The following is a 26,067-nucleotide window of genomic DNA, read 5'->3' on the forward strand; positions in this document are numbered from 1 at the left end:
GCCCATCTATAGGCCTTGCGGCAATGTCCGCCGCGCCCTCCGCCTCGCATCACAGCGATCTTGCCGCCATCGCCGCGCGCATCACGCGTCCGGTGGTGCTGGTCGGGCTGATGGGGGTCGGCAAGACGACTGTGGGGCGCAAGCTCGCGGGGCTGCTGAAGCGCGATTTCGTCGATGCCGACGAAGCCATCGTCGCCGCCGCCCAGCGGTCGATCCCGGAAATCTTCGAGACCTACGGCGAGGCCTATTTCCGCGACGGCGAGCGGCGCGTGATCGCCCGCCTGATCGAGGAAGGCCACGGCGTGATCGCCACCGGCGGCGGCGCCTTCGTCGATCCGCAGACCCGCGCCGCCGTGCTGGACAAGGGCATCGCGGTGTGGATCGACTGCGACATCGACACGCTGGTCGAGCGCACCTCGCGCCGCGCCACCCGCCCGCTGCTCAAGCAGGGCGACCCGCGCGCCATCCTGACCCGGCTGGCGGCAGAGCGCGCGCCCTTCTATGGGCAGGCGCATATCCGCGTCGTCAGCGAGACCGGCCCCCACGCCGACACCGCCCGCGCGATCATCGAGGCGATCGACAAATGGCTGTAATTCCCGTCGCGCTGGCCGGGCGCGCCTATGACGTGGTGATCGAGGAGGGGCTGCTCGACCGCCTTGCCGAGGCTGCCGCACCGTACCTCAAGGGATGCGGTCCGCAGCGCCCCGTGCCCTTCGTGGCCGACACCAACACCCACCGTCTGTTCGCCGCTCCGGTGGACGCGCATCTCGCCGCGCAGGGAATGGCGGCGGAGTGGTTCGTGGTCGAGCCGGGAGAGGACGCCAAGAGCTGGGCCGTGCTTGAACGCCTGTGCAACTGGCTGCTGGCGCTGGGCGTCACCCGCAAGGACCATGTCTTCGCGCTGGGAGGCGGGGTGGTGGGCGATCTGGTCGGATTTGCCTGTTCGGTGGTGAAGCGCGGGGTGGGTTTCGTGCAGCTGCCCACGACGCTGTTGGCGCAGGTGGATTCTTCCGTCGGTGGCAAGACCGCGATCAACACGCGCGCAGGCAAGAACCTCATCGGCGCCTTCCATCAGCCGTCGCTGGTGCTGATCGACCCGCTGGTGCTGGCGACCCTGCCCGACCGCGAAATGCGCGCCGGCTATGCCGAGGTGCTCAAGTACGGCCTGCTCGGCGATGCGGCCTTCTTTGCCTGGCTCGAAGCGAACGGCGACAAGGTGCTCGCGCGCGAGCCTGCCGCACTCGAACACGCCATCGCCACAAGCATCGCGATGAAGGCGCGGATCGTCGCGGCCGACGAGCGCGAGACGCAGGACCTGCGCGCCCTGCTCAATCTCGGCCACACCTTCGGCCACGCGCTCGAGGCCGAAACGGGTTTCTCCGACCGGCTGCTCCACGGCGAGGCGGTGGCGATGGGCATGGTGCTGGCGGCGAAGTATTCGGCGCGGCGGGGGGCGATTTCGGCGGCGGATGCCGCGCGGGCAACGGCGGCGATCGCGGCGGCGGGCCTTCCCGCGCGCCTGCCCGATCTCGGCCTTGCCTGCGACGGGGCCGCGCTGGTCGATCACATGCGCCACGACAAGAAGGCCGAGGGCACCACCCTGCCCTTCCTTCTGCTGCGCCGGCTCGGCGAGGCCCATGTCGCCCGCGATGTCGACCTTGCCGACATCGCCGCCTTTCTTGACGAGGAACTGACCGGATGACGCGCTTCATCGACCTCTCGATCCCGATCACCAACGCCGTGGTCTCCGATCCCGAGGTGATGCGGCCCAAGGTCACCTACATGACCCACGAGAGCACGTGGGAACAGATCGCGATGTTCTTTCCCGGGCTCCGGCGCGAGGACCTGCCCGACGGCGAAGGCTGGGCGGTCGAATTCGTCGAGCTTTCGACCCACAACGGCACCCACATGGACGCGCCTTGGCATTACCATTCGACCACCGACGCGGGCGCACGCCCCGCCCCGAGCATCGACGAGGCCCCGCTCGACCGTTTCTTCCGCCCCGGCGTGAAGCTCGACTTCAGCCACCTGCCCCACGGCCATGTCGTCTCGGCGGCCGAAGTGGAGGCCGAACTGGCGCGGATCGGCTACACGCTCGAGCCGCTCGATATCGTGCTGGTGCAATCGGGCGCGGTTTACGGCACCGAGGGCTTCACCGATCAGGGCGTCGGGCTCGGCGCCGAGGCGACCCTGTGGCTCACCGAGAAGGGCATCGAGGTGGTGGGCACCGATGCCTGGAGCTGGGACGCGCCCTTCAGCCACACCGCGAAGCGCTGGGCCGAGACGCGTGATCCGGCGATCATCTGGGAAGGCCACAAGGCCGGGCGGATCCGGCCCTATTACCAGATCGAGAAGCTCGCCAACCTCGCCGCGCTTCCACCCCACGGCTTCATGGTCAGCTGCTTCCCGGTGAAGATCGAGCGGGCGAGCGCGGGCTGGATCCGCGCGGTGGCGATGGTGGAGGAATAGGGGTGCGGATCGCGCTTGCCGACCTTGACGATCCGGAGGTCCGGGCGCTGATCGCCTACCACCAGCGCAGCATGATCGAAGGATCGCCGCCGGGGCTGAGTTTCGCGCTCGACCTGTCCGGCCTCAAGACGCCGGGCGTTACGGTCTGGACCGTGCATCTGGACGGCCGCGCCGCGGCGATCGGCGCGCTCAAGCGGATCGACGATGCGGCTTGCGAGCTCAAGTCGATGCGCACCCATCCCGATTTCCTGCGGCGGGGCTGCGCGGCGGCGCTGCTGGAGACGATCATCGACCATGCCCGCGCCGAAGGGTTCCGGGTGATGAGCCTCGAGACCGGCACCGGGTCCGTCTTCGAGCCGGCGCTGGCGCTCTACCGGCAGCGGGGGTTCGTGAACGGACCCGCCTTCGCCGATTACATCCTCACCGACTTCAACCAGTGCCTGCACCTGCCGCTCGGCTGAGCGGCAGCGCGGCCCGGCCTCAGGCGACCGGGCGGCTCGGGAGCTTGGCGACGTTGCCGAGCGGATCGCCCTCGCGCGCCGCCTTCATCGCCGCCTCTTCCTCGAGCATCTTGTCATGCTCGGCGAACAGGCGCTCGATCTCGGCGCGGCGTTCGAGCAGCATGTAGGCGATGCCCGGCGCAAGGCTCTCGCCCTCGCCGATCTGTCCGAGCAGCCCGGCCAGATCGCTCACCGTCGCATCCCGCGCGGTCTTGAAGAAGTTGCCTTTCCGGTCGAAGAAACCGGTTCCTGTATGTGCCATGATCAAATCCTCCCACTGAGATTCAATCCCTCGCGCGGAGAATACCGCGACTCGGCAAGGACAGAGTTTCTCACGAAGCGCAGTGTAGGACAGGGGGATCGGCAAATTTCCGTCGGAAATCATTAAACTGGCGCAAAACTACAACAAATTTTGGAAGAATCTTGCCGTGCAGCGCAGCTTTGCGCCGAGTTGACGCGATCGGCCCGTTTATCCCAACTTCGTCAAGCGCGCGGCGAGCGGGGCTTGGGTAGGATCAACACGACCCTGAAGGGCGCAGGAAAGCGAGCTCTCGGCGCGCGGCAGTGCCGGATCGACCGGCACCGCCGCCGCGCGGGCCAGATGCTCCGGCGCCTATTCTAGCTCGAGGATCACCGCATCGACCGCCAGACTCTCCCCCTCGGCGGCGTTGATCTTGGCGATAACGCCTTCCTTCTCGGCGCGAAGGATGTTCTCCATCTTCATCGCTTCGACCGTGGCGAGCGGCTGGCCCGGCTGGACCGTCTCGCCCTCCGCCACATGGAGCTTCACCAGCATCCCCGGCATCGGGCAGATCAGCAGGCGGGACAGATCCGGCGGGACCTTTTCGAGCATCAGCGTTTCGTGCCGTGCCAGCCGCTGCGGCAGGACCAGGGCAGTATGGGCTGCGCCGCGCGTGGTGACCTTCCACTGGTTGCCGACGCGCTCGACGATCAGGCCCAGCCGGTGCTCCGCGCCGCCGTCCACCGTGCCGGTGGCCTCGGCCTGCACCATGCCGGGCCGCCAGGTGCAGGTGCCATCGACCCTGACCCCGTCGACGATCGCATGGCCCTCGCCCAGCATCACCTCGAAGCGCCGGTCGCCGAGCTTGACCACCCATTCGCTCGTCACCGGTAGCGGCCCGTCGAGCTGGCCGGAAATCCGCCGCGCGCGGCTTTGCAGGGTGAATTCGTTCCCGGCGCACACGGCGGCCAGAATGCGCATCACCTCGTCGGAGGTCGCCGCGCCGTGGAAGCCCTCGGGGTATTCCTCGGCGATAAAGCCGGTGGTGAGCTCGCCCGAGCGGAAGCGCGGGTGCTGCATGATCGCGGAGAGGAAATCGACGTTGTGGCCGAGGCCCTTGATGCGGAAATTGTCGAGCGCCTCGATCTGGAGATCGGCGGCCTCGTCGCGGGTCGGGGCCCAGGTGATCAGCTTGGCGATCATCGGATCGTAGAAGCGCGAGACCTCGCCGCCCTCGTAGACCCCGTCATCGACGCGTACCGAGCCGGGCCCACGCGCCACGCCGCGCCGGGGCTTGCCGGCGACCGTCTCGTCCTCCTGCCAGCCGGGCAGCGGCGGCGAGTAATGCACCAGCCGCCCGGTGGAGGGCAGGAAGCCGCGATAGGGGTCCTCGGCATAGACGCGGTTCTCGATCGCCCAGCCGTCGATGCCGATGTCGTCCTGCGTCATGGCGAGCTTCTCGCCCGCCGCCACGCGGATCATCTGCTCGACGAGGTCGATGCCGGTGATCGCCTCGGTGACGGGGTGTTCGACCTGCAGGCGGGTATTCATCTCGAGGAAGTAGAAGCTCTCCCCCGTCGGGTCCGCGCCGCTGACGATCAGCTCGACCGTGCCCGCGCTGTAGTATCCCACCGCGCGCGCCAGGGCGACGCATTGCTCGCCCATCGCCTTCCTCATCTTGGGCGTGACGAAGGGCGACGGCGCTTCCTCGACCACCTTCTGGTGACGCCGCTGGATCGAGCATTCGCGCTCGTTCAGATAGAGGATGTTGCCGTGCTGGTCGCCGAGGATCTGGATTTCGATGTGGCGCGGGTTGAGGATGAACTTCTCGATGAAGACGCGGTCGTCGCCGAAGCTGTTCAGTCCCTCGCGCTTCACGCTCTCAAAGCCTTCGCGCACGTCGGCCTCGGAATAGGCGAGGCGCATCCCCTTGCCCCCGCCGCCGGCCGAGGCCTTCATCATCACCGGGTAGCCGATCTCGTTGGAGATGCGCACCGCGTGCTCGGTATCCTCGATCTCGCCGACGAAGCCGGGGACGACATTGACGCCCGCCTCTTTCGCCAGCTTCTTGGATTCGATCTTGTCGCCCATCGCGGCAATCGCGCCGATCGGTGGCCCGATGAAGGCGATATTCTCTTTCGCCAAAGCCTCGGCGAAGGAGGTGCGCTCCGAGAGGAAGCCATAGCCGGGGTGGACGGCCTCGGCCCCGGTCTGCTTGCAGGCAGCAATGATCTTGTCGGCGATCAGGTAGCTCTCGGCCGCAGGCGAGGGCCCGATATGCACCGCCTCGTCGGCCATGGCGACGAAGGGCGCGCGGGCATCGGCGTCGGAATAGACCGCGACGGTCTTGATCCCCATCTTGCGGGCGGTGGTGATGACCCGGCAGGCGATCTCGCCGCGGTTGGCGATCAGGATTTTCGAGAACAAGGGCGGAAAACCTCTCTCCAGGGGGTGCCGTTACGGCGAGGGCTATGCCGAGGGTTTGGCTGGCAGGCAAGCTAGCGGATTTGCGCTCTCAGCCCGGCACCTCGACCAGTTCCTTCAGCTCGGCCGTGCGAAGCCGGGTGAGGCGCGTCTTGCAGGTCGCGGCGAGGAAGGGCTCGAGGCTCCCCATGCGCGCCGTGTAGCCGTCCAGCCGGCAATGCGCGTCGCGGTAGCGCAGCCAGCCGCGCTGGCCGTCGAGCAGGCTCCTGAAGAAGCCCGGGCGCCTGTCGGACGAGCCGAGTTCGGCCCACTCTGCATCGCGCTTCTTCATCACTTCGGCGGTGATCGCCCACTGGGCGTTGAGCGCGGCATCGGCGGCCTCGTAGTCCTGCCCGGCGCACCAGTTCATCTCGGCCTGCACCTGCGGGTCGGCGCAATTCCATTCGGGCACGGGCGGCTGCGCGGACTGGGCGAGCAGCGGAAGGATCAGCGTGGCGATCATGCGGCGTTCCTTTCGGCGTAGGCGATCAGGCTGGCAGCATAGGCGGGCGCGCCCCTGCGGTCACCCTCGCCGCTTACAAGGGTCTGCACCGCCTTGCCGAGCATGGCGATATTGGCGGGCGCAAGGCCGCCGAGCGGTTCGACATAGATGCCGATGGTGAACAGGATCGCGCCCGTCTGCGGCAGGCGGCGCAGGGTCTGGCGTTCCGAGCGCACGAACAGGGTCTCGCCCGCGTTTTCCGGCGTGACATGGGCGAAGGCTTCCTGCGGGGGCCGGTCAGGGAGCCAGCGGCGTTCTGGCGTGGCGGCAATGAACCAGTTGCAGCGGCCATAGATCGGGCCCGGGCGCAGGGTCTCCATGAAGCGGTCGACACCGCTCGCGAGCTGTTCCTCGTAGCCTGCAATCGGCGCGTGTAGCGCGCGCAGGGGCAGGCCGATCTTCTCGGCAGGGTGCCAGTCCGAGGGCCATGCCACCGCCGCACCGATAAGGCGATAGACCTCCTCGCCCTCGGCCCGCGTGAGCAGGCACAGGTCCTCGTGCACCGCCAGCGCCGCCTCGGGGAGCGCGCCCTCGACGCCGACCATGGCGGCAAGCTCGCGGCCCGGTGCGCCCACCTCGGGGGTAAGCTGCACCCCTTGCGGCCAATCGGCAAAGCCCGCCGCGCGCGCCGCCAGATCGGGCCGGGGCTGGAGCCATTCGCGCTCCTCCAGCTTCACCAGCCCCATGCGCAACTGCCCGCCGCCGCGCGCCTTGGGGAGCAAAGTATCGACGGAAAAGCCGAGGGTCATCCTAGCCCCCCTCCTCTCCGCGCTTCTCGCACCGCAGGACCATGCCGTATTCCTCGAGGTAATCGACCCCGGTCGGCAGCAGATATTGCAGCGCCTCGGGTAGAAGGCCGTGGAGCGCGGTAGCGTGGCGCAGCTCCTTGCGGCGGTCCGAGAAGCAGTAGGGCTGCGAGGGCGGCAGGCTGTCGAGCATCCGCATCATCCCTGTCTCGGTCGCCCCGCCCTCGTCGGCAAGGCTGACGTAGAGCGGGGGGCGCTGGCCCGCGCCCAGCGGTCGGCGGCTCAGGGCCTCGAAGTCCCACTGCAGGCTGGGCGAGATCGCCGCGTAGCCGGTGAAAAGCGCGGGGGCTTGCGCCCATGTCTCGACCACGAAATGCCCCGCCGCGCTCTCGCCGGCGAGGACGGCGCGGCCATCGGTGCGATAGCGCGCCTCGATCATCGGCCTGACGGTCTGCGCGAGCCACGCGCGGAAGGCGGCGCTCTCGCCCGCGCTGGGCCAACGCCTGGTCTCGGCGGGGTCCTTCGTCGCGGGGAGCAGCTCGCGCTGGCGGTCCTTTGTCTCGATGCCGATGAGGATCGCATCCTCGCTGCGGCCCCAGATCGTGTTCCACCGTTGCAAACCTGCCCCCATCAGCAGGTCCTGCGTCAGTCCGCCATCGAGCAGGTAGACCACGGGCCAGCGCCGCTCCGGCTCCTCCGCGTAGCCGATCGGCAGAACGATATTGACCTCGCGCGCGGCTCCGAGAGCTTCGAGCTTCACGGTTTCGCCGATGGCGAGTGGCTGCGGCTCTGGCGCAGGAGCCGCTGCCAGTGCCGCCGCTGCCAGCAGCCCGATCACTCAGCCGGCACCGCGCTCTTGCATGCCCGCGCCGGTTCCTCGCCCTTGAGCGCGGTGAGGCCCAGCTTGGCGAACAATGCGCCGTCCTTGTCGTCACCCGCGTTGGGCGCGGTCAGCAGCTTGTCGCCGGTGAAGATCGAATTGGCACCGGCGAGGAAGCAGAGCGCCTGCGTGGCTTCCGACATGGACTCGCGCCCGGCCGAGAGCCGCACCATCGAGCGCGGCATGGTGATGCGGGCGACCGCGACGGTGCGGACGAACTCGATATCGTCGATCTTCGCAAGCGGCGTGTCGGCCAGCATGTTGCCCAGCACCGTGCCCTTGACCGGCACCAGCGCATTGACCGGCACGCTCTCCGGGTGCTGCGGCAGGGTGGCGAGGGTGTGGACGAAGCCCACCCGGTCCTCGCGCGTCTCGCCCATGCCGACGATCCCCCCGCTGCACACGTTGATCCCGGCCTTGCGCACGTGATCCAGCGTATCGAGGCGGCACTGGAAGTCGCGCGTGCTGATCACCCGCTCGTAGTATTCGGGCGAGCTGTCGATATTGTGGTTGTAGTAGTCGAGCCCCGCCTCGGCGAGCATTGCGGCCTGATGCGGCTCGAGCATCCCGAGCGTCATGCAGGTCTCGAGGCCCATGGCGCGCACGCCCTTCACGATTGCGACAATCGCGGGCATGTCGCGGTCCTTGGGATTGCGCCACGCCGCGCCCATGCAGAAGCGCTGCGAGCCCGCATCCTTTGCCTGCGCCGCGCGCTGGAGCACGGCCTGCACGTCCATCAGCTTGGTGGCTTCCACGCCGGAGTCCGCGTGCACCGACTGCGAGCAATAGCCGCAATCCTCCGGACATCCGCCGGTCTTGATGCTGAGCAGGGTGCACAGCTGGACTTCGGTGGCAGGGTGATGGTCGCGGTGGACAGTGGCGGCCTGGAACAGCAGCTCGGTGAAGGGCAGGTCGAAGAGGCCTGCGATTTCGGTGCGGGTCCAGTCGGTGCGGGGGTGGGTCAAGATTTGTCTCGCATGAAGTGGCGGATCATGAGTGCACCGCCCATAAGCACTGCCAGCGGCACGCCATAGAACAAAATCGCGCGGCCCGCTTCGCTGATGCAATCGCCGTCGGGGACACAATCCCCGAGCGCCGCGCCCCCCATGGCGGTGAGCGAAATGAAGCCACCAAATAGAACATAGAGGGCGCATCCCGCCTTTTGCGGGTTTGTCAGGCGGGCTTACCGTTGAAACTCACTCGCCCTCCTTCGTCATTGCGAGGAGCCGCAGGCGACGCTGCAATCCGGAGCAACCCAATAACCGTTCGTGCTGAGCTTGTCGAAGCCCCGTTCTTTTTTCGGCGCTGTCGGAGAAGAAGAAAAGCAGCCCTTCGACAAGCTCAGGGCGAACGGACTAGGGGGAAACCCTACTCCGCCGCCTCGTCCAGTCCGCCATCCAGCGGAGGCATGTTGTGGCCGAGCAGCACCAGAATGTCCGCCGCGCATTCCACCACGTTCGAGCCGGGACCATAGATCCCCTGCACCCCTGCCTCGCGCAGGAAGTCGTAGTCCTGCGGGGGGATGACGCCGCCGGCGGTGACCTTGATGTCGCCGCGACCGGCACCGCGCAGGAGGCGGATCAATTCGGGGATCAGGGTCTTGTGTCCAGCGGCGAGGCTCGACGCGCCGACCACGTCGACATCGTGTTCGAGCGCCATCGCGGCGCTCTCCTGCGGGGTCTGGAACAGCGGCCCGGAGATCACCTCGAAGCCCATGTCGCCGAACGCAGACGCGATCACGTTGGCGCCGCGGTCGTGGCCGTCCTGGCCCATCTTGGCGATCATGATGCGGGGCTTGCGACCGAGGCGGCGACCCACGGCTTCGACCCCGTCCACCACCTGCGCCCAGCGGCGGTCGAATTCGTAGGCGCTCTTGTAGACGCCGGTGACGGGCGCGGGGGTCGCATCGTGGCGGCCGAACACCTCCTCCATCGCCGAGGAAATCTCACCCAGCGTCGCATCGTGGCGCGCGGCTTCCACGGCGAGCGCCAGCAGGTTCGCGCCCGACTTGCAGCCTTCGGTCAGCGCCGCCAGCGCCGCGCGGCACCGCGCCTCGTCGCGGCCGGCGCGCACCCGTTCGATCCGCGCGATCTGGCCGGCGCGGACCTTCTGGTTGTCCACCTCGAGCGTCTCGAGCGCGTCTTCGCTTTCCTTGCGGTACTTGTTCACGCCGACGATCACCGTCTCGCCCTTGTCGACCTTGGTCTGCTTTTCGGCAGCGGCGCGCTCGATCGCAGCCTTGGGCGCGCCGGTGGCGACGAAGGCGGTCATGCCGCCCGCCGCATCGACCTGCTCGATCAGCTTCCACGCCTCGTCGATAAGGGTGGAGGTCAGCGCCTCGATATAGTGCGAGCCGCCGAGCGGATCGACGACGCTCGTGATCCCGCTCTCTTCCTGCAACACCAGCTGGGTATTGCGGGCGATGCGGGCGCTGAAATCGGTGGGGAGCGCGATCGCTTCATCCAGCGCATTGGTGTGGAGCGACTGGGTGCCGCCCAGCACCGCCGCCATCGCCTCGACCGTGGTGCGGATGACGTTGTTGTAGGGGTCCTGCTCCTGCAAGCTCACGCCGCTCGTCTGGCAGTGAGTGCGCAGCATCTTGGAGCGCTCGTCCTTCGCCCCCAGCCCGTCCATCACCCGCCACCACAGGGTGCGCGCGGCGCGCAGCTTGGCGATCTCCATGAAGAAGTTCATGCCGATGCCGAAGAAGAACGACAGGCGGCCCGCGAAAGCGTCGATATCCAGCCCCGCGGCCATCGCGCGCTGGGCATATTCCTTGCCGTCGGCGATGGTGAAGGCGAGCTCCTGCACCGCCGTCGCCCCGGCCTCGTGCATGTGGTAGCCGGAGATCGAAATGCTGTTGAACTTCGGCATGTTGGCCGAGGTGTATGCAATGATGTCGGAGATGATCCGCATCGAGGGCTCGGGCGGGTAGATATAGGTGTTGCGGACCATGAACTCCTTGAGGATGTCGTTCTGGATGGTCCCGTCGAGCTTCTCCTGCGACACGCCCTGACGCTCCGCCGCGACTATGAAGAAGGCCAGCACCGGGATCACCGCGCCGTTCATCGTCATGCTGACGCTCATGGAATCGAGCGGGATCTGGTCGAACAGGATCTCCATGTCCGCGACCGTGTCGATCGCCACCCCCGCCTTGCCGACATCGCCGACGACGCGCGGGTGATCGGAATCGTAGCCGCGGTGGGTGGCGAGGTCGAAGGCCACGGAAAGGCCCTTCTGCCCCATCGCCAGATTGCGGCGGTAGAAGGCGTTGCTCTCCTCGGCGGTGGAGAAGCCCGCATATTGCCGGATCGTCCAGGGGCGGCCCGCATACATCGAGGCCTTCACCCCGCGCGTGAAGGGCGCGAAGCCGGGGAGGCCCGGGTCGAAGCCGGCGTGATCCTCAGCCGTGTAGAGCGGCTTGATCGCGAAGCCCTCGGGCGTGTGCCAGGTGAGGTCGCGGCCCTTCACCTCCTTGGCGGCGAGGGCGTTCCAGTCTTCGAGCGTGGGTTTGTCGGTCATGTCAGATACCATATCCGTTCGCCCTGAGCCTGTCGAAGGGCTGTCCTTCTTTTGCGGCTCAGAGCTGGAAGAGGAAGTGCAGGGCTTCGACAAGCTCAGCCCGAACGGGGTTGGTTTGGGAAGGGATTACTCCCCCTTGAATTCCGCCTTTCGCTTCTGGAGGAAGGCCATGCCGCCCTCCATCGCGTCCTTGGTCGCGCCCGCGATGCGCTGGCCCTCGGCCTCGGCGAGCAGCACCATCTGGAGGTTCTGGTCGAGCGCGGTGGCGATGTTGCGCTTCATCTGGGCGTAGGCGATGGTCGGGCCGTTGGCGAGCTTCTCGGCGAGCGCGCGGGCCTCGGTCATCAGGTCGGCATCCTCGACGCACTTGTAGACGAGGCCCCACTCCTCGGCCTGCTGCCCCGAAATCTTCTCGCCCAGCATCATCATCCGCGTCGCGCGGGCGCGGCCGATGGCGCGGGTGAGCAGCCAGGTCGAGCCGCCGTCGGGCACGAGGCCGATATTGACGAAGGCCTGGAGGAAATAGGCGCTCTTGGCCGCGATGGTGAAGTCGGCAGCGAGGGCCAGCGAGCACCCGACGCCCGCCGCGGGGCCGTTGACCGCGCAGATCACCGGCACGCTCGCGCGGATCAGCTGGCTGATCGCGGGGTTGTAATGGTTGATGAGCGCCTCGTGGCTACCGCCCTTGCCGCCCAGCGCCGAGCCCGAACCGCGCGCCGAAAGGTCCGCGCCCGAACAGAAGCCCTTGCCCTCGCCGGTGATCAGCACCGCGCGCGCATCGCCGAGGTCGTAGAACGCCTGGCCCAGCTCGTCCGCCATCTGCGGCGGCATGGCATTGAGCCGTTCCGGGCGGTTCAGGGTGATGGTGAGCAGCGGGCCTTCGCGGGTGACGCGGATGGTTTCGTAGGACATTCTTCTGTTCAACTCCCCGTTCGCCCTGAGCCTGTCGAAGGGCCGTTCTTCCTTCGGGCGCGGCGATCAAAGTGAAGTGCGGGGCTTCGACTAGCTCAGCCCGAACGGCTCTGGTTTAGTTCGACCAGTGGGTGCCCTCTTTGGGCGTCTCCATGATCTCGGTAAGCATGCCGCCCATGTCCTTGGGATGGACGAAAAAGATAGGGGTGCCGTGGGCGCCGATGCGGGTGGGGCCGAGGATGCGCTTGCCGAGCGCCTCGAACTCGCTGCGCGCCTCGGCGATGTCGGGCACTTCGAAGCACAGGTGATGCTGCCCGCCCAAGGGGTTCTTGGCGAGGAATCCCGCAAGGGTGGAGTTTTCACCCAGCGGCTCGATCAGTTCGATCTGCGTCCCGTTCATCGCCCCGTCCGCACCGGGGGTGTCGACGAAGCAGACCTTCACGCCCTGCTCCTCGAGATCGAAGGGCGTGTGGATCTTGGTCGCGCCCATGACGTCGCGGTAGAAGGCGATGGAGTCCGCGATGGAGGGCGTGGCGACCCCGATGTGGTTGAGACGGCCGAGTTTCATTTCATTCCTCTCTCAATCGTCATTGCGAGGCGGCGCAGCCGCCGTGGCAATCCAGAGCTGTTCGCGCAACGCTCTGGATTGCTTCGCTGCGCTCGCAACGACGGAAATGCTCACAACGGAATATTGTCATGCTTCTTCCAAGGGTTCTCCAACTGCTTCGTCCGCAGCTTCCGTAGCCCCAGCGCGATCCGGCGGCGGGTCGAGTGCGGGTGGATCACCTCGTCGATATAGCCGCGCTGCGCCGCCACGAAGGGGTTGGCAAAGCGGTCTTCGTATTCCTTCGTCCGCTCGGCGATCTTGGCGGGGTCGTCCTTCTCGGAGCGGAAGATGATCTCCACCGCGCCCTTCGCGCCCATCACCGCGATTTCCGCGGTGGGCCAGGCGTAGTTGAGGTCGCCGCGCAGGTGCTTGGAGGCCATCACGTCATAGGCCCCGCCATAGGCCTTGCGGGTGATGACGGTGATCTTGGGCACGGTCGCCTCGGCATAGGCGAACAGCAGCTTCGCGCCGTGCTTGATGATCCCGCCCAGTTCCTGCGCGGTGCCGGGGAGGAAGCCGGGGACGTCGACGAAGGTGATGATCGGGATCTCGAAGGCGTCGCAGAAGCGCACGAAACGCGCGGCCTTCTTCGAGGAGTTGATGTCGAGCACCCCGGCGAGCACCATCGGCTGGTTCGCCACCACGCCGACGGTGCGGCCCTCCACCCGGCCGAAACCGCAGATGATGTTGCCCGCGTGGGCCGGCTGGATTTCGAAGAAATCGCCCTCGTCCAGCACCTTGGTGATCACCTCGTGCATGTCGTAAGGCTGGTTGGCGTTGTCGGGAATCAGCGTGTCGAGGCTGTTCTCGAAGCGATCCCACGGGTCGTTGGTGGGGAGCGTCGGCCCTTCCTCGCGGTTGGAGAGCGGCAGGAAGTCGAAGAAGCGGCGGGTCGCAAGCAGCGCCTCGATGTCGTTTTCGTAGGCGAGGTCGGCGACCGAGGTCTTGGTGGTGTGGGTGATCGCCCCGCCCAGTTCCTCCTGCGTCACGACCTCGTTGGTGACGGTCTTCACCACATCGGGGCCGGTGACAAACATGTAGCTCGAGTCCTTCACCATGAAGATGAAGTCGGTCATTGCGGGCGAATAGACCGCCCCGCCCGCGCACGGCCCCATGATGAGGCTGATCTGCGGGACGACGCCGGAGGCCAGCACGTTCCTCTGGAACACCTCGGCATATCCACCCAGCGAAGCCACGCCCTCCTGGATGCGCGCGCCGCCCGAATCGTTGAGGCCGATCACGGGCGCGCCCACCTTCATCGCCATGTCCATGATCTTGCAGATCTTCTCGGCATGGCGCTTGGAGAGCGAGCCGCCGAAGACGGTGAAGTCCTGGCTGAAGACGAACACCAGACGCCCGTTGATCGTGCCGCTGCCGGTCACCACCCCGTCGCCGGGGATCTTCTGCGTCTCCATGCCGAAGTCGATGCAGTCGTGCTCGACATAGGCATCGACCTCCTCGAAGCTGCCCTCGTCGAGCAGCACGTCGAGGCGTTCGCGCGCGGTCAGCTTGCCCTTGGCGTGCTGCGCGGCGATGCGCTTGGCCCCGCCCCCCATCCGGGCGGCTTCGCGGCGACGTTCCATTTCGGCGATGTTGGCGGACACGCGGGATCCTCTCTCGTCAGGTCTCTTGGGCTGACGCGTTGCCTTAGCGCGTCCCAAGCGTCAACGTGGCAAAAGTGGCGGTCGGCAGGAGGTGCGCGGGTGAAGACGGCTGATGTGGTGGTGGTCGGCGGAGGGATCGCGGGACTCTCGGTGGCGGCGCGGATGGCGGTGCACGCCCGCGTCGTGGTGCTGGAGGGCGAGAGCGCGCCGGGCTACCATGCCTCGGGCCGCTCGGTCGCTTTCGCGCATTACGGGCTCGGCGAGACGGTGGTACGAACGCTGACCGCTCTCAGCATGGCCGAACTGGCGGCGCATGGCACGGTGCACCCTGCGCTGCATATCGCCGGCGGCGAACAGATCGGCGCGCTCGATGCGCTGGAGGCGGTTCACCGCAACTTCGGCTGCGACTGCGCGCGGATCGGGCCGCAGGAAGCGCGCGCGCTGATGCCCGCCCTGAAGCCCGAGGCCTGCGTGGCGGCGTTGGTCGATCATGGATCGCTGAAGCTCGACACCAATGCCATGCTGCAGGCCCATGCGTCGGCGCTGAAGGCGGCAGGCGGGACGCTGGTCACGGGGGCGCGGGTTTCCGCTGTCGCGCGCGAGGGGGCCGAATGGCGGGTGGCAAGCAGCGCCGGCGAATTCGCCGCTGCCATTCTCGTCAACGCGGCAGGAGCCTGGGCGGACGAGGTCGCGCGCATGGCGGGCGTCACGCCCGTCGGTCTCGAACCGCGCCGCCGCACGGTCATCAGCTTCGCCGCGCCCGAGGGGGAGGACGTGCGGCACTGGCCCTTCACCAAGACCGTCGGCGAGGGCTTCTACCTGCTGCCCGAGGGGCGCGGCGCGCTGCTCGCATCGTCGATGGACCAGACCCCGTCCGAGCCCTGCGACGCGGCGGCGGAGGAACTCGACATCGCCATCGCCGCCGACCGCGTGGAGCAGGCGACGACCCTCGCGATCCGCCGCATCGCCCACAGCTGGGCGGGTCTCAGGAGCTTCGCGCCGGACGAGTTGCCGGTGATTGGCGAGGCGGCGGATGCGCCCGGGTTCATCTGGTGCGCCGGGCAAGGCGGCGCGGGGTTCCAGACCGCACCCGCGCTCTCGCGGATCGCGGCGGCGGCGGCGCTTGGTCAGCCCTTCCCAGCCGATTGCGCGGCGGCGGGACTGTCGTTCGAGACCTTCGCCCCGGCGCGGTTCGGGGCCTAGAACCGCCGCATCACGCTGCGCGCCAGCGCGGGCGAGATCGAATAGACCGCGCGCAGCAGTTTCACCATGCCGACATTCGCCTCGTCCTGCCCGTTTTCGAGCGCGGCGATGATCTGGCGGGCACATTCCTCGGGCGGCATCTTGGAGGTCTTGCGGTCGGCGGTCATCTGGGTGTCGACCACCGGGGGGAGCGCCTCGATCACGTGAATGTTCTCGTCGGCCAGCTGCGCGCGCAAAGCCATGGTGTAGCTGCGCAAGCCCGCCTTGCTCGCGCAATAGACCGAGCTTGCGGTGTTGGGCGCGATGGCGAGGCCGCTCGTCACGTTGATGATCGCCGCCTCGGGGCGCGCGCGAAGACGGGGGAGAAGCGCGGTGATGAGCCGCACGGGGGCGGAGAGGTTGGCATAGAGGCAGCCGTCGGCCGCGTCCGGATCGGGCAGCTTATTTCTCACATCATGCGGCACGCCCAGCCCGGCATTGTTGATGAGGATGTCGATTACGCGGTCCCCGAGCGCCGCGACCAGCCCGTCGACGCCCGCGGCGCTCGACAGATCGGCGGCGAGGGTCTCGAAACCCTCCGCCTCCATCGCCGCCAGCCGCGCCGGATCGCGTCCGGTGAGCAGCACCTTCGCACCCTTCGCCTTCAGCTGGCGGGCAAGCTCGCGCCCGATGCCTGCGCTGCCGCCCGTCAGCAGCACGCTCTTGCCGTTCACATCCATCAGACCTTCACCACTCCATGTACGATCAGGCTTTCGCCGCAGTCCGCGATCGTGTCCTCGACGGGGCGCATCGTCCAGCCGAGCCGCTCCCGCGCGTGGCTCGCATCGACATTGCGGACCTTGCCGATCTCGGTCTTGATACCGCGGATCTCGGCGTTGAACAGCGCGAGGATGTTGACCATCCAGTCGGGCATGGGCCGGGTCGGGGCCTTCCTCGCCTTCGCGCCGAGCCGCGCATGCAGCACGCCTGCGACCTCGAGCGCACTGAGGAATGGTCCCGCCCCCAGGAACCGCTCGCCCGCCAGCCCCGGGGTCCCCAGGGCCAGCACGTGAAGCGCGGCGATGTCGCGTACGTCGACGATGGGGAAGCCGAGGTTCGGCGCCATCGGCATCGCGCCCGAGAGCAATTGCTGCACCAGCTCGACCGAGGCCGAGAAGTCCCCGCTGTCGACCGGCCCCAGCACCATGCCGGGATTGACCGAGACGAATTCCAGCGCGCCGCCCTCTGCCGCCACCCAGTCGCGCGCGGCGCGCTCGGCGATGGTCTTGGATTTGACGTAAGGATAGGCGTCGGGGTGGTCGACATCGGTCCAGTGGCTCTCGTCGAAGGTATAGGTGCCGCGGTCGACACCATAGACCACCGCCGCCGTCGAGGAGGTCTGGACGAAGCGCGTGACGCCCGCATCGCGCGCAAAGCGCAGCGCCCTCAGCGTGCCCTCTCGCGCGGGAACGATCAGATCGTTCTCGTGGCGGGGTGCCTGGGCGGGGATCGGCGAGGCGACGTGGGCGACATGGGTGCAGCCGGCCACCGCCTCGGCCCAGCCCTCGTCGGACATGAGTTCGGCTTCGAACAGTTTGAATGCATCCGCCGAAGGATTGCCGAGCCGCGCGCGCAAGCCCGCTTCGCTCTTGGCGACATTGCGGACCGTACCGTGCACTGTCCAGCCCTTGGCCAGCAATTGCCGGATCAGCTCCCCGGCGATGTAGCCGGTCGCCCCCGTCACCAGAACCGTGCCTGCCATGCGCGCCCTCTCCCCTCGATCGAACGCAGCCTAACAGGTGGGTTTCGGCCTGCAACCTATTTGAAGAGCACCAGCTCCTCGGCCATGGTCGGATGGATCGCCACCGTCGCGTCGAAATCGGCCTTGGTCAGGCCCACCTTCACCGCGATCGCGGCGGCCTGCATGATCTCGGGCGAATCCGGCCCGATCATGTGGATGCCGACGATCCGGTCATTCGCCGCATCGACGATCATCTTGTAGAGGCTGCGCTCGTTGCGGCCCGCCACGACGTTCTTCATCGGGCGGAAGTCCGACTGGTAGACCTTGACGTTGCCGAGCGTGTTGCGCGCCTCGCTCTCGGTCATGCCGACCGCGGCGATGGGCGGGTGGCTGAAGACGGCGCTCGGCACGCAGGAATGATCGACCGCATAGGGCTCGCCCGGGCCGAAGACAGAGTCGGCAAAGGCCTGGCCCTCGCGGATCGCGACGGGCGTCAGCTGCACCCGGTCGGTCACGTCGCCCACGGCGTAGATGTAATCGACATTGGTGCGGCTGAAGGCGTCGACCACGATCTCGCCCTTCCGGCCGAGTTCGACCCCGACCGTCTCCAGCCCCAGCCCCTCGACATTGGGGACGCGGCCCGTCGCGACCATCACCGCGTCATATTCGCAAGGCTCCTGCCCGGTGAGCTTGACCATCAGCGTGCCGTCGGCCTGCTTCTCGATGCTCTCGAACTCGGCGTGGAACAGGAAGGTGATGCCCTTCACCATCGAGATCTGGAGCAGCCGGTCGCGCAGCGCGGCATCGTAGCTGCGCAGGATCGTGTCGGAGCGGTTGGCGATCGTCACCTTGCAGCCGAATTCGTTGAAGATGCCCGCGAATTCATTGGCGATATAGCCCCCGCCCGCGATCAGGATGCGGCGCGGCAGTTCGTCGAGGTGGAAGGCTTCGTTGGAGGTGATGACGTGCTCGTTGCCCGGAAACTCCGGCACGTGCGGGCGCGCACCGGTGGCGACGAGGATGTATTTGGCGGTCACGACCTTGCCGCTCGCCAGGGTGATCTCATGGTCGCCGGTGATCGTCGCGCGCTCGTTGTAGATCGTGACATTGTGGTTGCCGAGGGTCTGGCCATAGAGCCCCTCGAGACGCGTCACGTCCTTCTGAACATGGTCGCGCAAGACCGCCCAGTCGAAACGCTTGCCCTCGATCGTCCAGCCGAAGTGCTGGGCATCGACGAGGTCCTCGGCGAAGTGCGCGCCGTAGACCAGCATCTTCTTGGGCACGCAGCCGCGGATCACGCAGGTGCCGCCGACGCGGTATTCCTCGGCCACAGCCACGCGCGCGCCGTGGGCGGCAGCAACGCGGCTGGCGCGCACCCCGCCCGATCCTGCGCCGATGGTGAAGAGGTCATAATCGTATTCGTCGGCCATCGCCTGCTCCCGCTTTGTCGCAAGCGCATATGGGCGAAGGCCCCGATGGCGGCAACCATCGGGGCCCGAAATGCCGCATTTCAGACAAGAGTCCTGAAAGGGCGATCAGCCCTGTGCGGCACGCGGACGCCCGCCGCCACCGCCGCCGCGACGCCCGCGGTGGCGATTGCCGCCCCCGCCGTTTGCGCCGCCGCCATGGCCCTGCCCCTGCGGACGGCCACCGCCGCCCGGACGGCCACCCTGCCCGGCCTTGGCAGAGGGCTGGCGGCGATCACCCTGCGGGCGCTGTTCGCCGCGCGGGGCATCGGCATGGCGCCGCTCGCCACCGCCGCCACTGCGGTCATGCTGCGGACGGCCCTGCGGCTTGCCCTGCTGCGAGCGACGCTCGCCCCTGTTCTCGCCCTCGCGACGCTCACCCTGCGGCTTGCGCTGCCCGAGCGGGCGCGGCTGCACGCGCTTCATCGGCTGGCGCGGTGCCGGCTTTTCCGGCCCCTCGCCTTCCACCACCGCGCGGAAGTTGTCGGGGAGCGGCAGACGCTCCAGTTCGGCACCCGTCGTCTTGCGGATGTCCTTCAGATAGGCGCGCTCGTCCTCGGCACAGAAGGCGATCGCCACCCCGTCACGCCCGGCGCGCGCGGTGCGGCCGATGCGGTGGACATATTGTTCCGGCACGTTGGGCAGCTCGTAATTGATCACGTGGCTGACGCCCGGGATGTCGATCCCGCGCGCGGCAACGTCGGTCGCGATCAGGATCGGCACGCGGGCCTTCCTGAACTCGTCAAGCGCACGCTGGCGCTGCGGCTGCGACTTGTTGCCGTGGATCGCGTTGGCCTCGATCCCGGCATGGGCGAGCTTCTTCACCACCCGGTCCGCGCCGTGCTTGGTGCGGGTGAAGATAAGGATGCGCTCGAATTCGCCGGGCACCTCGTGACGGCGCTTGAGGATCATTTCGAGCAGCGCGGTCTTTTCGTCCTGCTGGACCATGAAGAGATACTGGTCGATCCGCTCCGCCGTGGTGCTCTCGGGCGTCACCGAGACCTGCACGGGGTTGTTGCAGTATCCGCCCACCAGCTCCTTGATCGCCTTGGGCATGGTGGCGCTGAAGAACAGCGTCTGGCGGTCCTTCGGCGCGAGCTCGCGGATCTTGCGCAGGGCGTGGATGAAGCCGAGATCGAGCATCTGGTCGGCCTCGTCGAGCACCAGCACCTCGATGCCGTTGAGGTTGAAGGCCTTCTGGTCGATCAGGTCGAGCAGGCGGCCCGGCGTCGCCACGAGGATGTCGGTGCCGCGGTGGAGCTTGTTCCGGTCCTTGCCGACCGAGGTGCCGCCGACGATCACCTGCACCTTGAGCCCGGCAAGCGCGCCGTAATCCTTGGCACTGTCGGCGATCTGCACCGCGAGTTCGCGGGTCGGGGCCAGCACCAGCATGCGGCAGGACTTGAACGGGATCTGCTTGTCGGCCTCGCGCAGACGGTCGATCGACGGCAGCATGAAGGCGGCGGTCTTGCCGGTCCCGGTCTGGGCGATGCCGAGCAGGTCGCGGCCCTTGAGCACGGCCGGGATGGCCTGCTCCTGGATCGGCGTGGGAGTGGTATAGCCCTTCATGTCGAGGGCCTGGAGCACGGGCTGCGACAGCCCGAGTTCAGCGAAAGTGGTCATGTGAATACTCGCAATATGTGCGACGCGCGCAGCCCTAACGGGGCGCGCGGCGCGGGGGTTCAAACCGCCCGCGTGAAAAGGGAAGTCCTTGGAAAAAACCGAGGCGCGGCCGGGGCGGATGCTTTCAGAATTCCGCCGCTTCACGCTGGCTAGCGCGCTTCGATGGGGCGCAGATGGGGCCTCGGCGCCCGAATGTCAAAGGATTATCGGTCGTAGAAGACGACATTCACCATCATGACCTCGCCGCTATAGGTGCCGGCGACGGCATTGCCCTGCGCATCGCGGGCGGGATTGAAGCGCGCCACGCGCATGATCTGGCGGCACATCTGCCGGTCGGTCGCGGCGTAGCGGTAGTCGCGGCTCAGCGCGCAACCGGTGGGCTTGCCGTCTGCCCCTACCGTCAGCTCATAGGCGATCCGCTGGGTCGGAATACCGAGCCGGAAGGCGCGTTCGAAGAAGCGGTGGTAGTCGAAATCGACCAGTTCGGCAGGCTGGGCTCCGCTGGCCCGGGCGGGTGAAGCGACCGTGTGGGCCTGCCCGATCGCAGCGCGCACGGCGGCGCTTTCGGTAACCGGCGGCGTCGAGGCGAAAGCCGGAGCGGAACCCGCAGTGGCGGCGAGTGCGGCAAGCGCGAGACCGGCGACCTTCATATGCGACCCTTTCCAACGGCGGTGCCTTGGAAACGGCCGAAGGAAAACACGGTTCCGGCGGTAAATCAATCCTTCTCGCGCATTTCCAGATAGTTGAGCTTACCCTCGTAGCTGCTCTCGACTGCCGCGCCGCTGTCGTCGACCGCAGGCTCGAAGCTGTGGTGCTTGAGCAGCACTTCGCACAGCTTGTCGTTGACGTAGTTCATGCGGAACTTCTCGGTCAGCTCGCAATCGGTCGGCGTTCCGGCCGCGTCCACTTCGAGCGTGTAACCCACTTCGCCGCGCCAAACCCTGAGGCGCGAGGATTCCTTGAGGAACTCACGGTCGCCGGTGAACTCGATCAACCGCGCCGGCTTGACCTTGGAGCGCGCCGTACCGTCGTTCTGGGCCTTCTCCTCGGCGATCACGGGAGTGGAAATCGCGACAAGCGCGGCGATCGGAACGAGGAAAAGCGCGGATTTCATGAACGGGCCCTGATCGCGGATGGAGGATGCGGTCAGCGCCGCAGAGCCTCCACCTTAACCGCTCATTGCCGAGGTGCAATTCGAACGCGGCAAACCGTTCAAATCGGCGGTTTCTTGCACACCGCCCACACAAGCCAGCAATTAAGTTACCGGCCTACGAAAGACTGCAACTTCCGCGAGGAACAAGAATAGCGTTCCGCGCAATGCCGCCCGTCCGGTGTGGCAATTCTGCACCAGCAGCCGGTCAGGCCAGCCCCGCCGCCGCCATCAGCGCGCGGGTGCTGGGATCGAAGGTCCCTTCCCCGGATTCGATCTGCTTGGCGATCGCCTTGCCCAGCTCCACCCCGAACTGGTCGAACGGGTTGATCCCCATCAGCACGGCATTGGCGAAGGTGCGGTGCTCGTGGAAGGCGATCAGCGCACCGAGCGCGGCAGCGTCGCAATCGTCGACGAGGAACGTCGTCGAGGGCCGGTCCCCCGCATAGGCGCGCGCGGGATCGTCCGACGGCTTGCCCGCCATCAGCGCCGCCCCTTGGGCAAGGCAGTTCATCAGCAGGATGCGGTGATGCGCCGGATCGAGAGCGTCGCCGGGCGCGATCGAGGCGATGAAGTCCACCGGGATGAGGTGCGTGCCCTGGTGGAGCAGCTGGAACACCGCGTGCTGTGCATCGGTCCCCACCCCGCCCCACGTCACCGCCGCGGTCGGCCCGTCCACGGGCTTGCCGTCGGCGGTCACGCTCTTGCCGTTCGACTCCATCTCGAGCTGCTGGAGATAGTCGGGCAGCAGCGCGAGGCGCTCGTCATAGGCGAAGACCGCGCGGGTGTGGCAGCCGCGCAGGCGGGTGTAATACTGGTCGCAGAAGGCCGCGAGCAGGGGCGCGTTGGCGCGGCCCTCAGTCTGGCGGAAATGGTCGTCCACCGCCTTGGCACCGGCGAGCATCGCCCGGAACTCGTCCATGCCGATCGCCAGCGCGACCGGAAAGCCTATGCTCGAGAACAGCGAATAGCGCCCGCCGACGCTCTCGACGAAGGGCAGCACCCGGGTTTCGTCGACGCCCCATTCGACCGCCTTCTCGGGGGCAGCGGTGAGCGCCACCACCCGCCCGCCCGGGTCCTCGACGCCGTTCTCGGCAAGCCACTTGAGCGCGCTCGCGGCGTTGGTCATGGTCTCGATGGTGGTGAAGGTCTTGGAGGCGACCGCGATCAGCGTCGTCGCCGGATCGCAGGCGCGGAACGCCTGTTCGAGCGCGAGGCCGTCGATGTTCGAGACGACATGGACATCGACCAGCGCGAGATCGCGGGTCAGCGCATCGATGGCGAGCGCCGGGCCGAGCGCCGACCCGCCGATCCCGATCGCGATGCAGTGCCGGACCTCGCCCAGTGCGCCCTCATGGATCGCCTCGACCAGCATCCCCATGCGGGCGAGCAGGGCCTCGGCCTCGTCGACCTGCGCGGGCGTGCCGCTGCCGCGCAGGGCGCCGTGGGTGGCGGCGCGGCCTTCGGTCGGATTGACGATCCCCCCGCCGAACAGCGCCTCGCGGGCCGCGCCGAAGCCCTGCGCCTCGGCCAGCGCCTCGAACAGGCCGAGCGTCTCGCCCGAGAGGTGGGTCTTGGAGAAATCGATCAGCATCCCCGCGCGCGTCTCGCTGCCGGGCTCCACCGGCCAGTCGATCCGCCGGGTCAGGGCGGAGGGACGATCGGGATCATTCGCAAACAGCCCCGCCAGCGTCGGGTGTTCCGCGGCGCGAAGGCTCGCCCATACCGCCGCCGCATCCCCGCCGCCAGACCCGTCCATGCCGCTCATCATCGTTCCCCTTTGCGCAAGTGTGCGGCTGCGAGTAAGGGCATGAACGATGGATGTTAAGACCCAATCGCTGGGGGCAGCGCCGCCCGCCGCAGCCGGGCCCCGCACGGGCGATGGCTGGGGCAGCTTCGCCTGGTTTCTGGTCAAGCTGCTGCTGGCCGTGCTGGCCTTCCGTATCTTCGTCTTCTCGCCCTTCTCGATCCCGTCCGAATCCATGCTTCCGCGGCTGATGAACGGCGACTACCTGCTCGCCGCCAAGTGGCCCTACGGCATCTCGCGCCATTCCCTGCCCTTCGATCTCGCCCTGCCCGAGGGCCGGCTGCTGGCGGCAACGCCGGAGCGCGGGGACATCGTCATCTTCAAGCACCCCGTCGACCGGCGCGACTACATCAAGCGCGTCATCGGCCTGCCGGGCGACCGCGTGGCGGTGCAGGGCGGCGAGGTGGTGCTGAACGGCGCGCGTGTCGCGCGCGTGCGGGCGCCGGATGCGCTGGTGCCGGTCTCGCCCAACACCGGCTGCGCCTGGGGCGGCGACATCGAACGCGCCGCCGACGGGAGCGAGGCGTGCCGCTATGCCGCCTTCCGCGAGACCCTGCCCGGCGGCGGCCCCGCCTTCCGCGTGCTCGATTTCGGCCGCACCGGTGCCGACGACTTCGCCGAGGTCACCGTGCCCGAGGGCGCGCTTTTCGTGATGGGCGACAACCGCGACAGCTCGCTCGACAGCCGCTTCCCCGCCTCGTCCGGCGAGGGGGTGGGCTTCGTCGCGCATGACCTGCTGGTCGGCCGTGCGGCGGTGATCGTGTGGTCGACCGACGGCAGCGCCGACTGGCTCAAGCCCTGGACCTGGTTCACCGCCGCGCGCTGGGACCGGATCGGGGACCTGCTGTGACCGGGACGCTCGATCCCGCGACCCGTGAATGGCTTGCGCAGCAGGGCCTTGCGCCGGTCGACGAGGCGACCTGGCTCGAGGCGCTGACCCACGGCAGCTTCAACGGATCGGGCCCGGCCGATGCCGCCGATTACCAGCGGCTCGAATTCCTCGGCGACCGGGTGCTCGGCCTGTCGGTCGCGGCCTGGCTGTTCCGCGCGGGCGATGCGCCGGAGGGCCGGCTGTCCCAGCGGCTCAACGCCCTTGTCAGCGGCGCCACCTGCGCCCGGATCGCGCGCTCCATCGGCCTGCCCGTCCACATCCGCCTCGGCAAGCAGGCGCGCGACGATGGCGGGGCGGACAGCGACAAGATCCTCGGCGACGTGATGGAGGCGCTGATCGGCGCCTGCTTCATCGAGCACGGCTTCGATGCCGCGCAGGCGCTGATCTACCGGCTCTGGGCAAGGGAGCTCGAGGGCGACGAGGGCAAGGCCAAGCACCCCAAGAGCGCGCTTCAGGAATGGGCTGCGGGCAACCGCCGCGCCACCCCGGTCTACGAGGTCACCGACCGCTCAGGCCCCGACCATGCGGCGCGCTTCACCGTCCGCGTCACGGTCCGCAATGTCGGTCACGCCGAGGCGACCGCGACCAGCAAGAGCGAGGCCGAAAGGCTCGCCGCCAAGGCCTTCATCGAGCGGTTCGGCTGACCGCCATCCCCCGGGATGTTCCACGTGGAACACCGCTTCCGCCACGGGACGGCAGCGGGATGACCGCGCGATGACCGCACGATGACCGCGGCACGGCCCGCCCATGCGCGCGCACAGCCTTCGACATTCCCGGCGCGCGGCGGTATGAGCGGGCGATGACCGAAACCACCCCCCCTGCCCCCGCCGCCCGCTGCGGTGTCGTCGCCGTGCTCGGCGCGCCCAATGCCGGCAAGTCGACCCTCGTCAACGCCCTCGTCGGCCAGAAGGTCGCGATTACCAGCGCCAAGGCCCAGACGACGCGCGCCCGCATGCTCGGGATCGCGCTGCACGACCTCGCCGACGGCGCGCCGGTACAGATGATCCTCGTCGACACCCCCGGCATCTTCGCCCCGCGCCGCCGCCTCGACCGGGCGATGGTGAGCGCCGCATGGGAGGGCGCGGAGGCCGCCGATGCCGTCCTCCTGCTGGTCGATCCGATCAAGCAGCGCCGCCACGAGCTCGAACCGCTGCTGGAGACGCTGGCGGGGCGGCCCGAGCGCAAGATCCTCGTCCTCAACAAGGTCGACCGCGCCAAGAAGGAGCCGCTGCTGGTGCTGGCGCAGGAGCTCACCGGCAAGGTCGATTTTGCCGAGGTGTTCTTCGTCTCCGCCCTGACCGGAGAGGGCGTGCCGGAGCTGAAGGACAACCTCGCGCGGATGATGCCCGAGGGCGAATGGATGTATCCCGAGGACCAGGTCTCCGACGCCTCCGAACGCCTCCTCGCCGCCGAGATCACCCGCGAACAGCTCTACCAGCAGCTCCACGAGGAACTGCCCTACGACAGCGCGGTGCGGCCCGAGAAGTACGAGGTCCGCCCCGACGGCAGCGTGGAAATCCACCAGCAGATCGTCGTCACCCGCGACAACCAGCGCGCGATCGTGCTCGGCAAGGGCGGCTCGAAGATCAAGGCCATCGGCGCCGCCGCCCGCGCGGAACTGGCCGAGGTGCTGGGGGTGAAGGTGCACCTCTACCTGCACGTCAAGGTGCTGGAGAACTGGGCCGAGGACCGCGAGATCTTCGAGGAGATCGGGCTGGACTGGGTGCGGTGAGGTTTGAGTTAGGATGGTACTTGTATCA

At 67.9% G+C, this 26,067-nt stretch carries 25 protein-coding genes; 8 read left to right on the top strand and 17 right to left on the bottom strand.

The features are described from left to right. The first annotated feature begins 23 nt into the window (after positions 1-23). From ACMX37_RS08955 to ACMX37_RS08970, 4 genes are read left to right on the top strand one after another with little or no spacing between them, the layout of a single operon-like run. A complete protein-coding gene (locus tag ACMX37_RS08955; protein ID WP_483145594.1) occupies positions 24-593 on the top strand; it encodes a shikimate kinase in 570 nt (189 codons plus the stop codon). Beyond that, the gene (gene aroB / locus ACMX37_RS08960; protein ID WP_483145595.1) at positions 584-1,702 is read left to right on the top strand and encodes a 3-dehydroquinate synthase; all 1,119 of its coding nucleotides are present in this window, start codon (positions 584-586) and stop codon (positions 1,700-1,702) included. The genes ACMX37_RS08955 and aroB overlap by 10 nt, the downstream gene beginning before the upstream one ends. After that, positions 1,699-2,469 (top strand): cyclase family protein, encoded by a 771-nt coding sequence (locus ACMX37_RS08965; protein WP_483145596.1) that lies wholly within the window; start codon positions 1,699-1,701, stop codon positions 2,467-2,469. Before aroB ends, ACMX37_RS08965 begins: the two co-directional genes overlap by 4 nt. 2 nt (positions 2,470-2,471) lie before the next feature. Continuing rightward, complete coding sequence (locus ACMX37_RS08970) at positions 2,472-2,930, top strand: GNAT family N-acetyltransferase (RefSeq protein WP_483145597.1); 459 nt, start codon at positions 2,472-2,474, stop codon at positions 2,928-2,930. Between the two features lie 19 nt (positions 2,931-2,949). Here the strand turns inward: ACMX37_RS08970 and ACMX37_RS08975 are convergent, their stop codons facing one another. The 10 genes from ACMX37_RS08975 to ACMX37_RS09020 all read right to left on the bottom strand — a co-directional run bounded on the left by ACMX37_RS08975 (position 2,950) and on the right by ACMX37_RS09020 (position 14,446). Next, on the bottom strand, positions 2,950-3,231 hold the full coding sequence (locus ACMX37_RS08975; protein ID WP_088915552.1) for a hypothetical protein: 282 nt from the start codon (positions 3,229-3,231) through the stop codon (positions 2,950-2,952). A 351-nt stretch (positions 3,232-3,582) separates the two neighbouring features. Continuing rightward, a complete protein-coding gene (locus ACMX37_RS08980) occupies positions 3,583-5,637 on the bottom strand; it encodes an ATP-binding protein (protein ID WP_483145598.1) in 2,055 nt (684 codons plus the stop codon). 88 nt (positions 5,638-5,725) lie between these two features. After that, positions 5,726-6,136 (bottom strand): lysozyme inhibitor LprI family protein, encoded by a 411-nt coding sequence (locus ACMX37_RS08985; RefSeq protein ID WP_483145599.1) that lies wholly within the window; start codon positions 6,134-6,136, stop codon positions 5,726-5,728. Then, entirely contained in the window at positions 6,133-6,924 is a 792-nt protein-coding gene (locus ACMX37_RS08990) for a heme-dependent oxidative N-demethylase family protein (RefSeq protein WP_483145600.1), read from the bottom strand. Before ACMX37_RS08990 ends, ACMX37_RS08985 begins: the two co-directional genes overlap by 4 nt. A 1-nt stretch (position 6,925) precedes the next feature. Next, entirely contained in the window at positions 6,926-7,759 is an 834-nt protein-coding gene (locus ACMX37_RS08995; RefSeq protein WP_483145601.1) for an alpha/beta hydrolase, read from the bottom strand. Further along, on the bottom strand, positions 7,756-8,766 hold the full coding sequence (bioB, locus tag ACMX37_RS09000) for a biotin synthase BioB (RefSeq protein WP_483145602.1): 1,011 nt from the start codon (positions 8,764-8,766) through the stop codon (positions 7,756-7,758). Before bioB ends, ACMX37_RS08995 begins: the two co-directional genes overlap by 4 nt. Positions 8,767-9,169: 403 nt before the next feature. After that, the gene (gene scpA, locus ACMX37_RS09005; protein WP_483145603.1) at positions 9,170-11,323 is read right to left on the bottom strand and encodes a methylmalonyl-CoA mutase; all 2,154 of its coding nucleotides are present in this window, start codon (positions 11,321-11,323) and stop codon (positions 9,170-9,172) included. 126 nt (positions 11,324-11,449) lie between these two features. Further along, positions 11,450-12,235 (bottom strand): enoyl-CoA hydratase-related protein, encoded by a 786-nt coding sequence (locus ACMX37_RS09010; protein WP_483145604.1) that lies wholly within the window; start codon positions 12,233-12,235, stop codon positions 11,450-11,452. Between the two features lie 115 nt (positions 12,236-12,350). Beyond that, positions 12,351-12,803, bottom strand: a complete 453-nt coding sequence (gene mce / locus ACMX37_RS09015; RefSeq protein ID WP_483145605.1) for a methylmalonyl-CoA epimerase — start codon at positions 12,801-12,803, stop codon at positions 12,351-12,353. A 110-nt stretch (positions 12,804-12,913) separates the two neighbouring features. Beyond that, the gene (locus tag ACMX37_RS09020; RefSeq protein WP_483145606.1) at positions 12,914-14,446 is read right to left on the bottom strand and encodes an acyl-CoA carboxylase subunit beta; all 1,533 of its coding nucleotides are present in this window, start codon (positions 14,444-14,446) and stop codon (positions 12,914-12,916) included. A 99-nt stretch (positions 14,447-14,545) separates the two neighbouring features. Between ACMX37_RS09020 and ACMX37_RS09025 the strand changes: the two genes are divergently transcribed. Beyond that, positions 14,546-15,649, top strand: a complete 1,104-nt coding sequence (locus ACMX37_RS09025; RefSeq protein ID WP_483145607.1) for an NAD(P)/FAD-dependent oxidoreductase — start codon at positions 14,546-14,548, stop codon at positions 15,647-15,649. On the opposite strand, the gene ACMX37_RS09030 is transcribed toward ACMX37_RS09025, so the two are convergent. The 7 genes from ACMX37_RS09030 to pgi all read right to left on the bottom strand — a co-directional run bounded on the left by ACMX37_RS09030 (position 15,646) and on the right by pgi (position 23,367). Beyond that, positions 15,646-16,368, bottom strand: coding sequence for an SDR family oxidoreductase (locus ACMX37_RS09030; protein WP_483145608.1), 723 nt, complete (start codon positions 16,366-16,368; stop codon positions 15,646-15,648). The two genes, ACMX37_RS09025 and ACMX37_RS09030, sit on opposite strands and share 4 nt — an antisense overlap. Beyond that, the gene (locus ACMX37_RS09035; protein WP_483145609.1) at positions 16,368-17,390 is read right to left on the bottom strand and encodes an NAD-dependent epimerase/dehydratase family protein; all 1,023 of its coding nucleotides are present in this window, start codon (positions 17,388-17,390) and stop codon (positions 16,368-16,370) included. Before ACMX37_RS09035 ends, ACMX37_RS09030 begins: the two co-directional genes overlap by 1 nt. Positions 17,391-17,446: 56 nt before the next feature. Next, positions 17,447-18,799 carry a glutathione-disulfide reductase gene (gorA, locus tag ACMX37_RS09040; RefSeq protein ID WP_483145610.1) on the bottom strand — a complete coding sequence of 451 codons (1,353 nt, stop codon included), beginning with the start codon at positions 18,797-18,799 and terminating at the stop codon, positions 17,447-17,449. 105 nt (positions 18,800-18,904) lie between these two features. Further along, on the bottom strand, positions 18,905-20,458 hold the full coding sequence (locus ACMX37_RS09045) for a DEAD/DEAH box helicase (RefSeq protein WP_483145611.1): 1,554 nt from the start codon (positions 20,456-20,458) through the stop codon (positions 18,905-18,907). Between the two features lie 203 nt (positions 20,459-20,661). Next, positions 20,662-21,108 carry a hypothetical protein gene (locus tag ACMX37_RS09050; protein ID WP_483145612.1) on the bottom strand — a complete coding sequence of 149 codons (447 nt, stop codon included), beginning with the start codon at positions 21,106-21,108 and terminating at the stop codon, positions 20,662-20,664. 65 nt (positions 21,109-21,173) lie between these two features. Further along, positions 21,174-21,572 carry a hypothetical protein gene (locus ACMX37_RS09055; RefSeq protein ID WP_483145613.1) on the bottom strand — a complete coding sequence of 133 codons (399 nt, stop codon included), beginning with the start codon at positions 21,570-21,572 and terminating at the stop codon, positions 21,174-21,176. Between the two features lie 244 nt (positions 21,573-21,816). Next, positions 21,817-23,367: a glucose-6-phosphate isomerase gene (gene pgi / locus ACMX37_RS09060; RefSeq protein ID WP_483148388.1), complete on the bottom strand. Its 1,551-nt coding sequence runs from the start codon at positions 23,365-23,367 to the stop codon at positions 21,817-21,819. Between the two features lie 58 nt (positions 23,368-23,425). Here pgi and lepB point away from each other — a divergent pair, with 58 nt between their 5' ends. From lepB to era, 3 genes are all read left to right on the top strand, one after another. Then, positions 23,426-24,265, top strand: coding sequence for a signal peptidase I (gene lepB, locus ACMX37_RS09065; RefSeq protein ID WP_483145614.1), 840 nt, complete (start codon positions 23,426-23,428; stop codon positions 24,263-24,265). Next, a complete protein-coding gene (gene rnc, locus ACMX37_RS09070; RefSeq protein ID WP_483145615.1) occupies positions 24,262-24,951 on the top strand; it encodes a ribonuclease III in 690 nt (229 codons plus the stop codon). The genes lepB and rnc overlap by 4 nt, the downstream gene beginning before the upstream one ends. 155 nt (positions 24,952-25,106) lie before the next feature. Beyond that, positions 25,107-26,039, top strand: a complete 933-nt coding sequence (gene era, locus ACMX37_RS09075; RefSeq protein WP_483145616.1) for a GTPase Era — start codon at positions 25,107-25,109, stop codon at positions 26,037-26,039. Positions 26,040-26,067: the final 28 nt, after the last annotated feature.

It is taken from the genome of Porphyrobacter sp. THAI-01a, assembly GCF_056868655.1.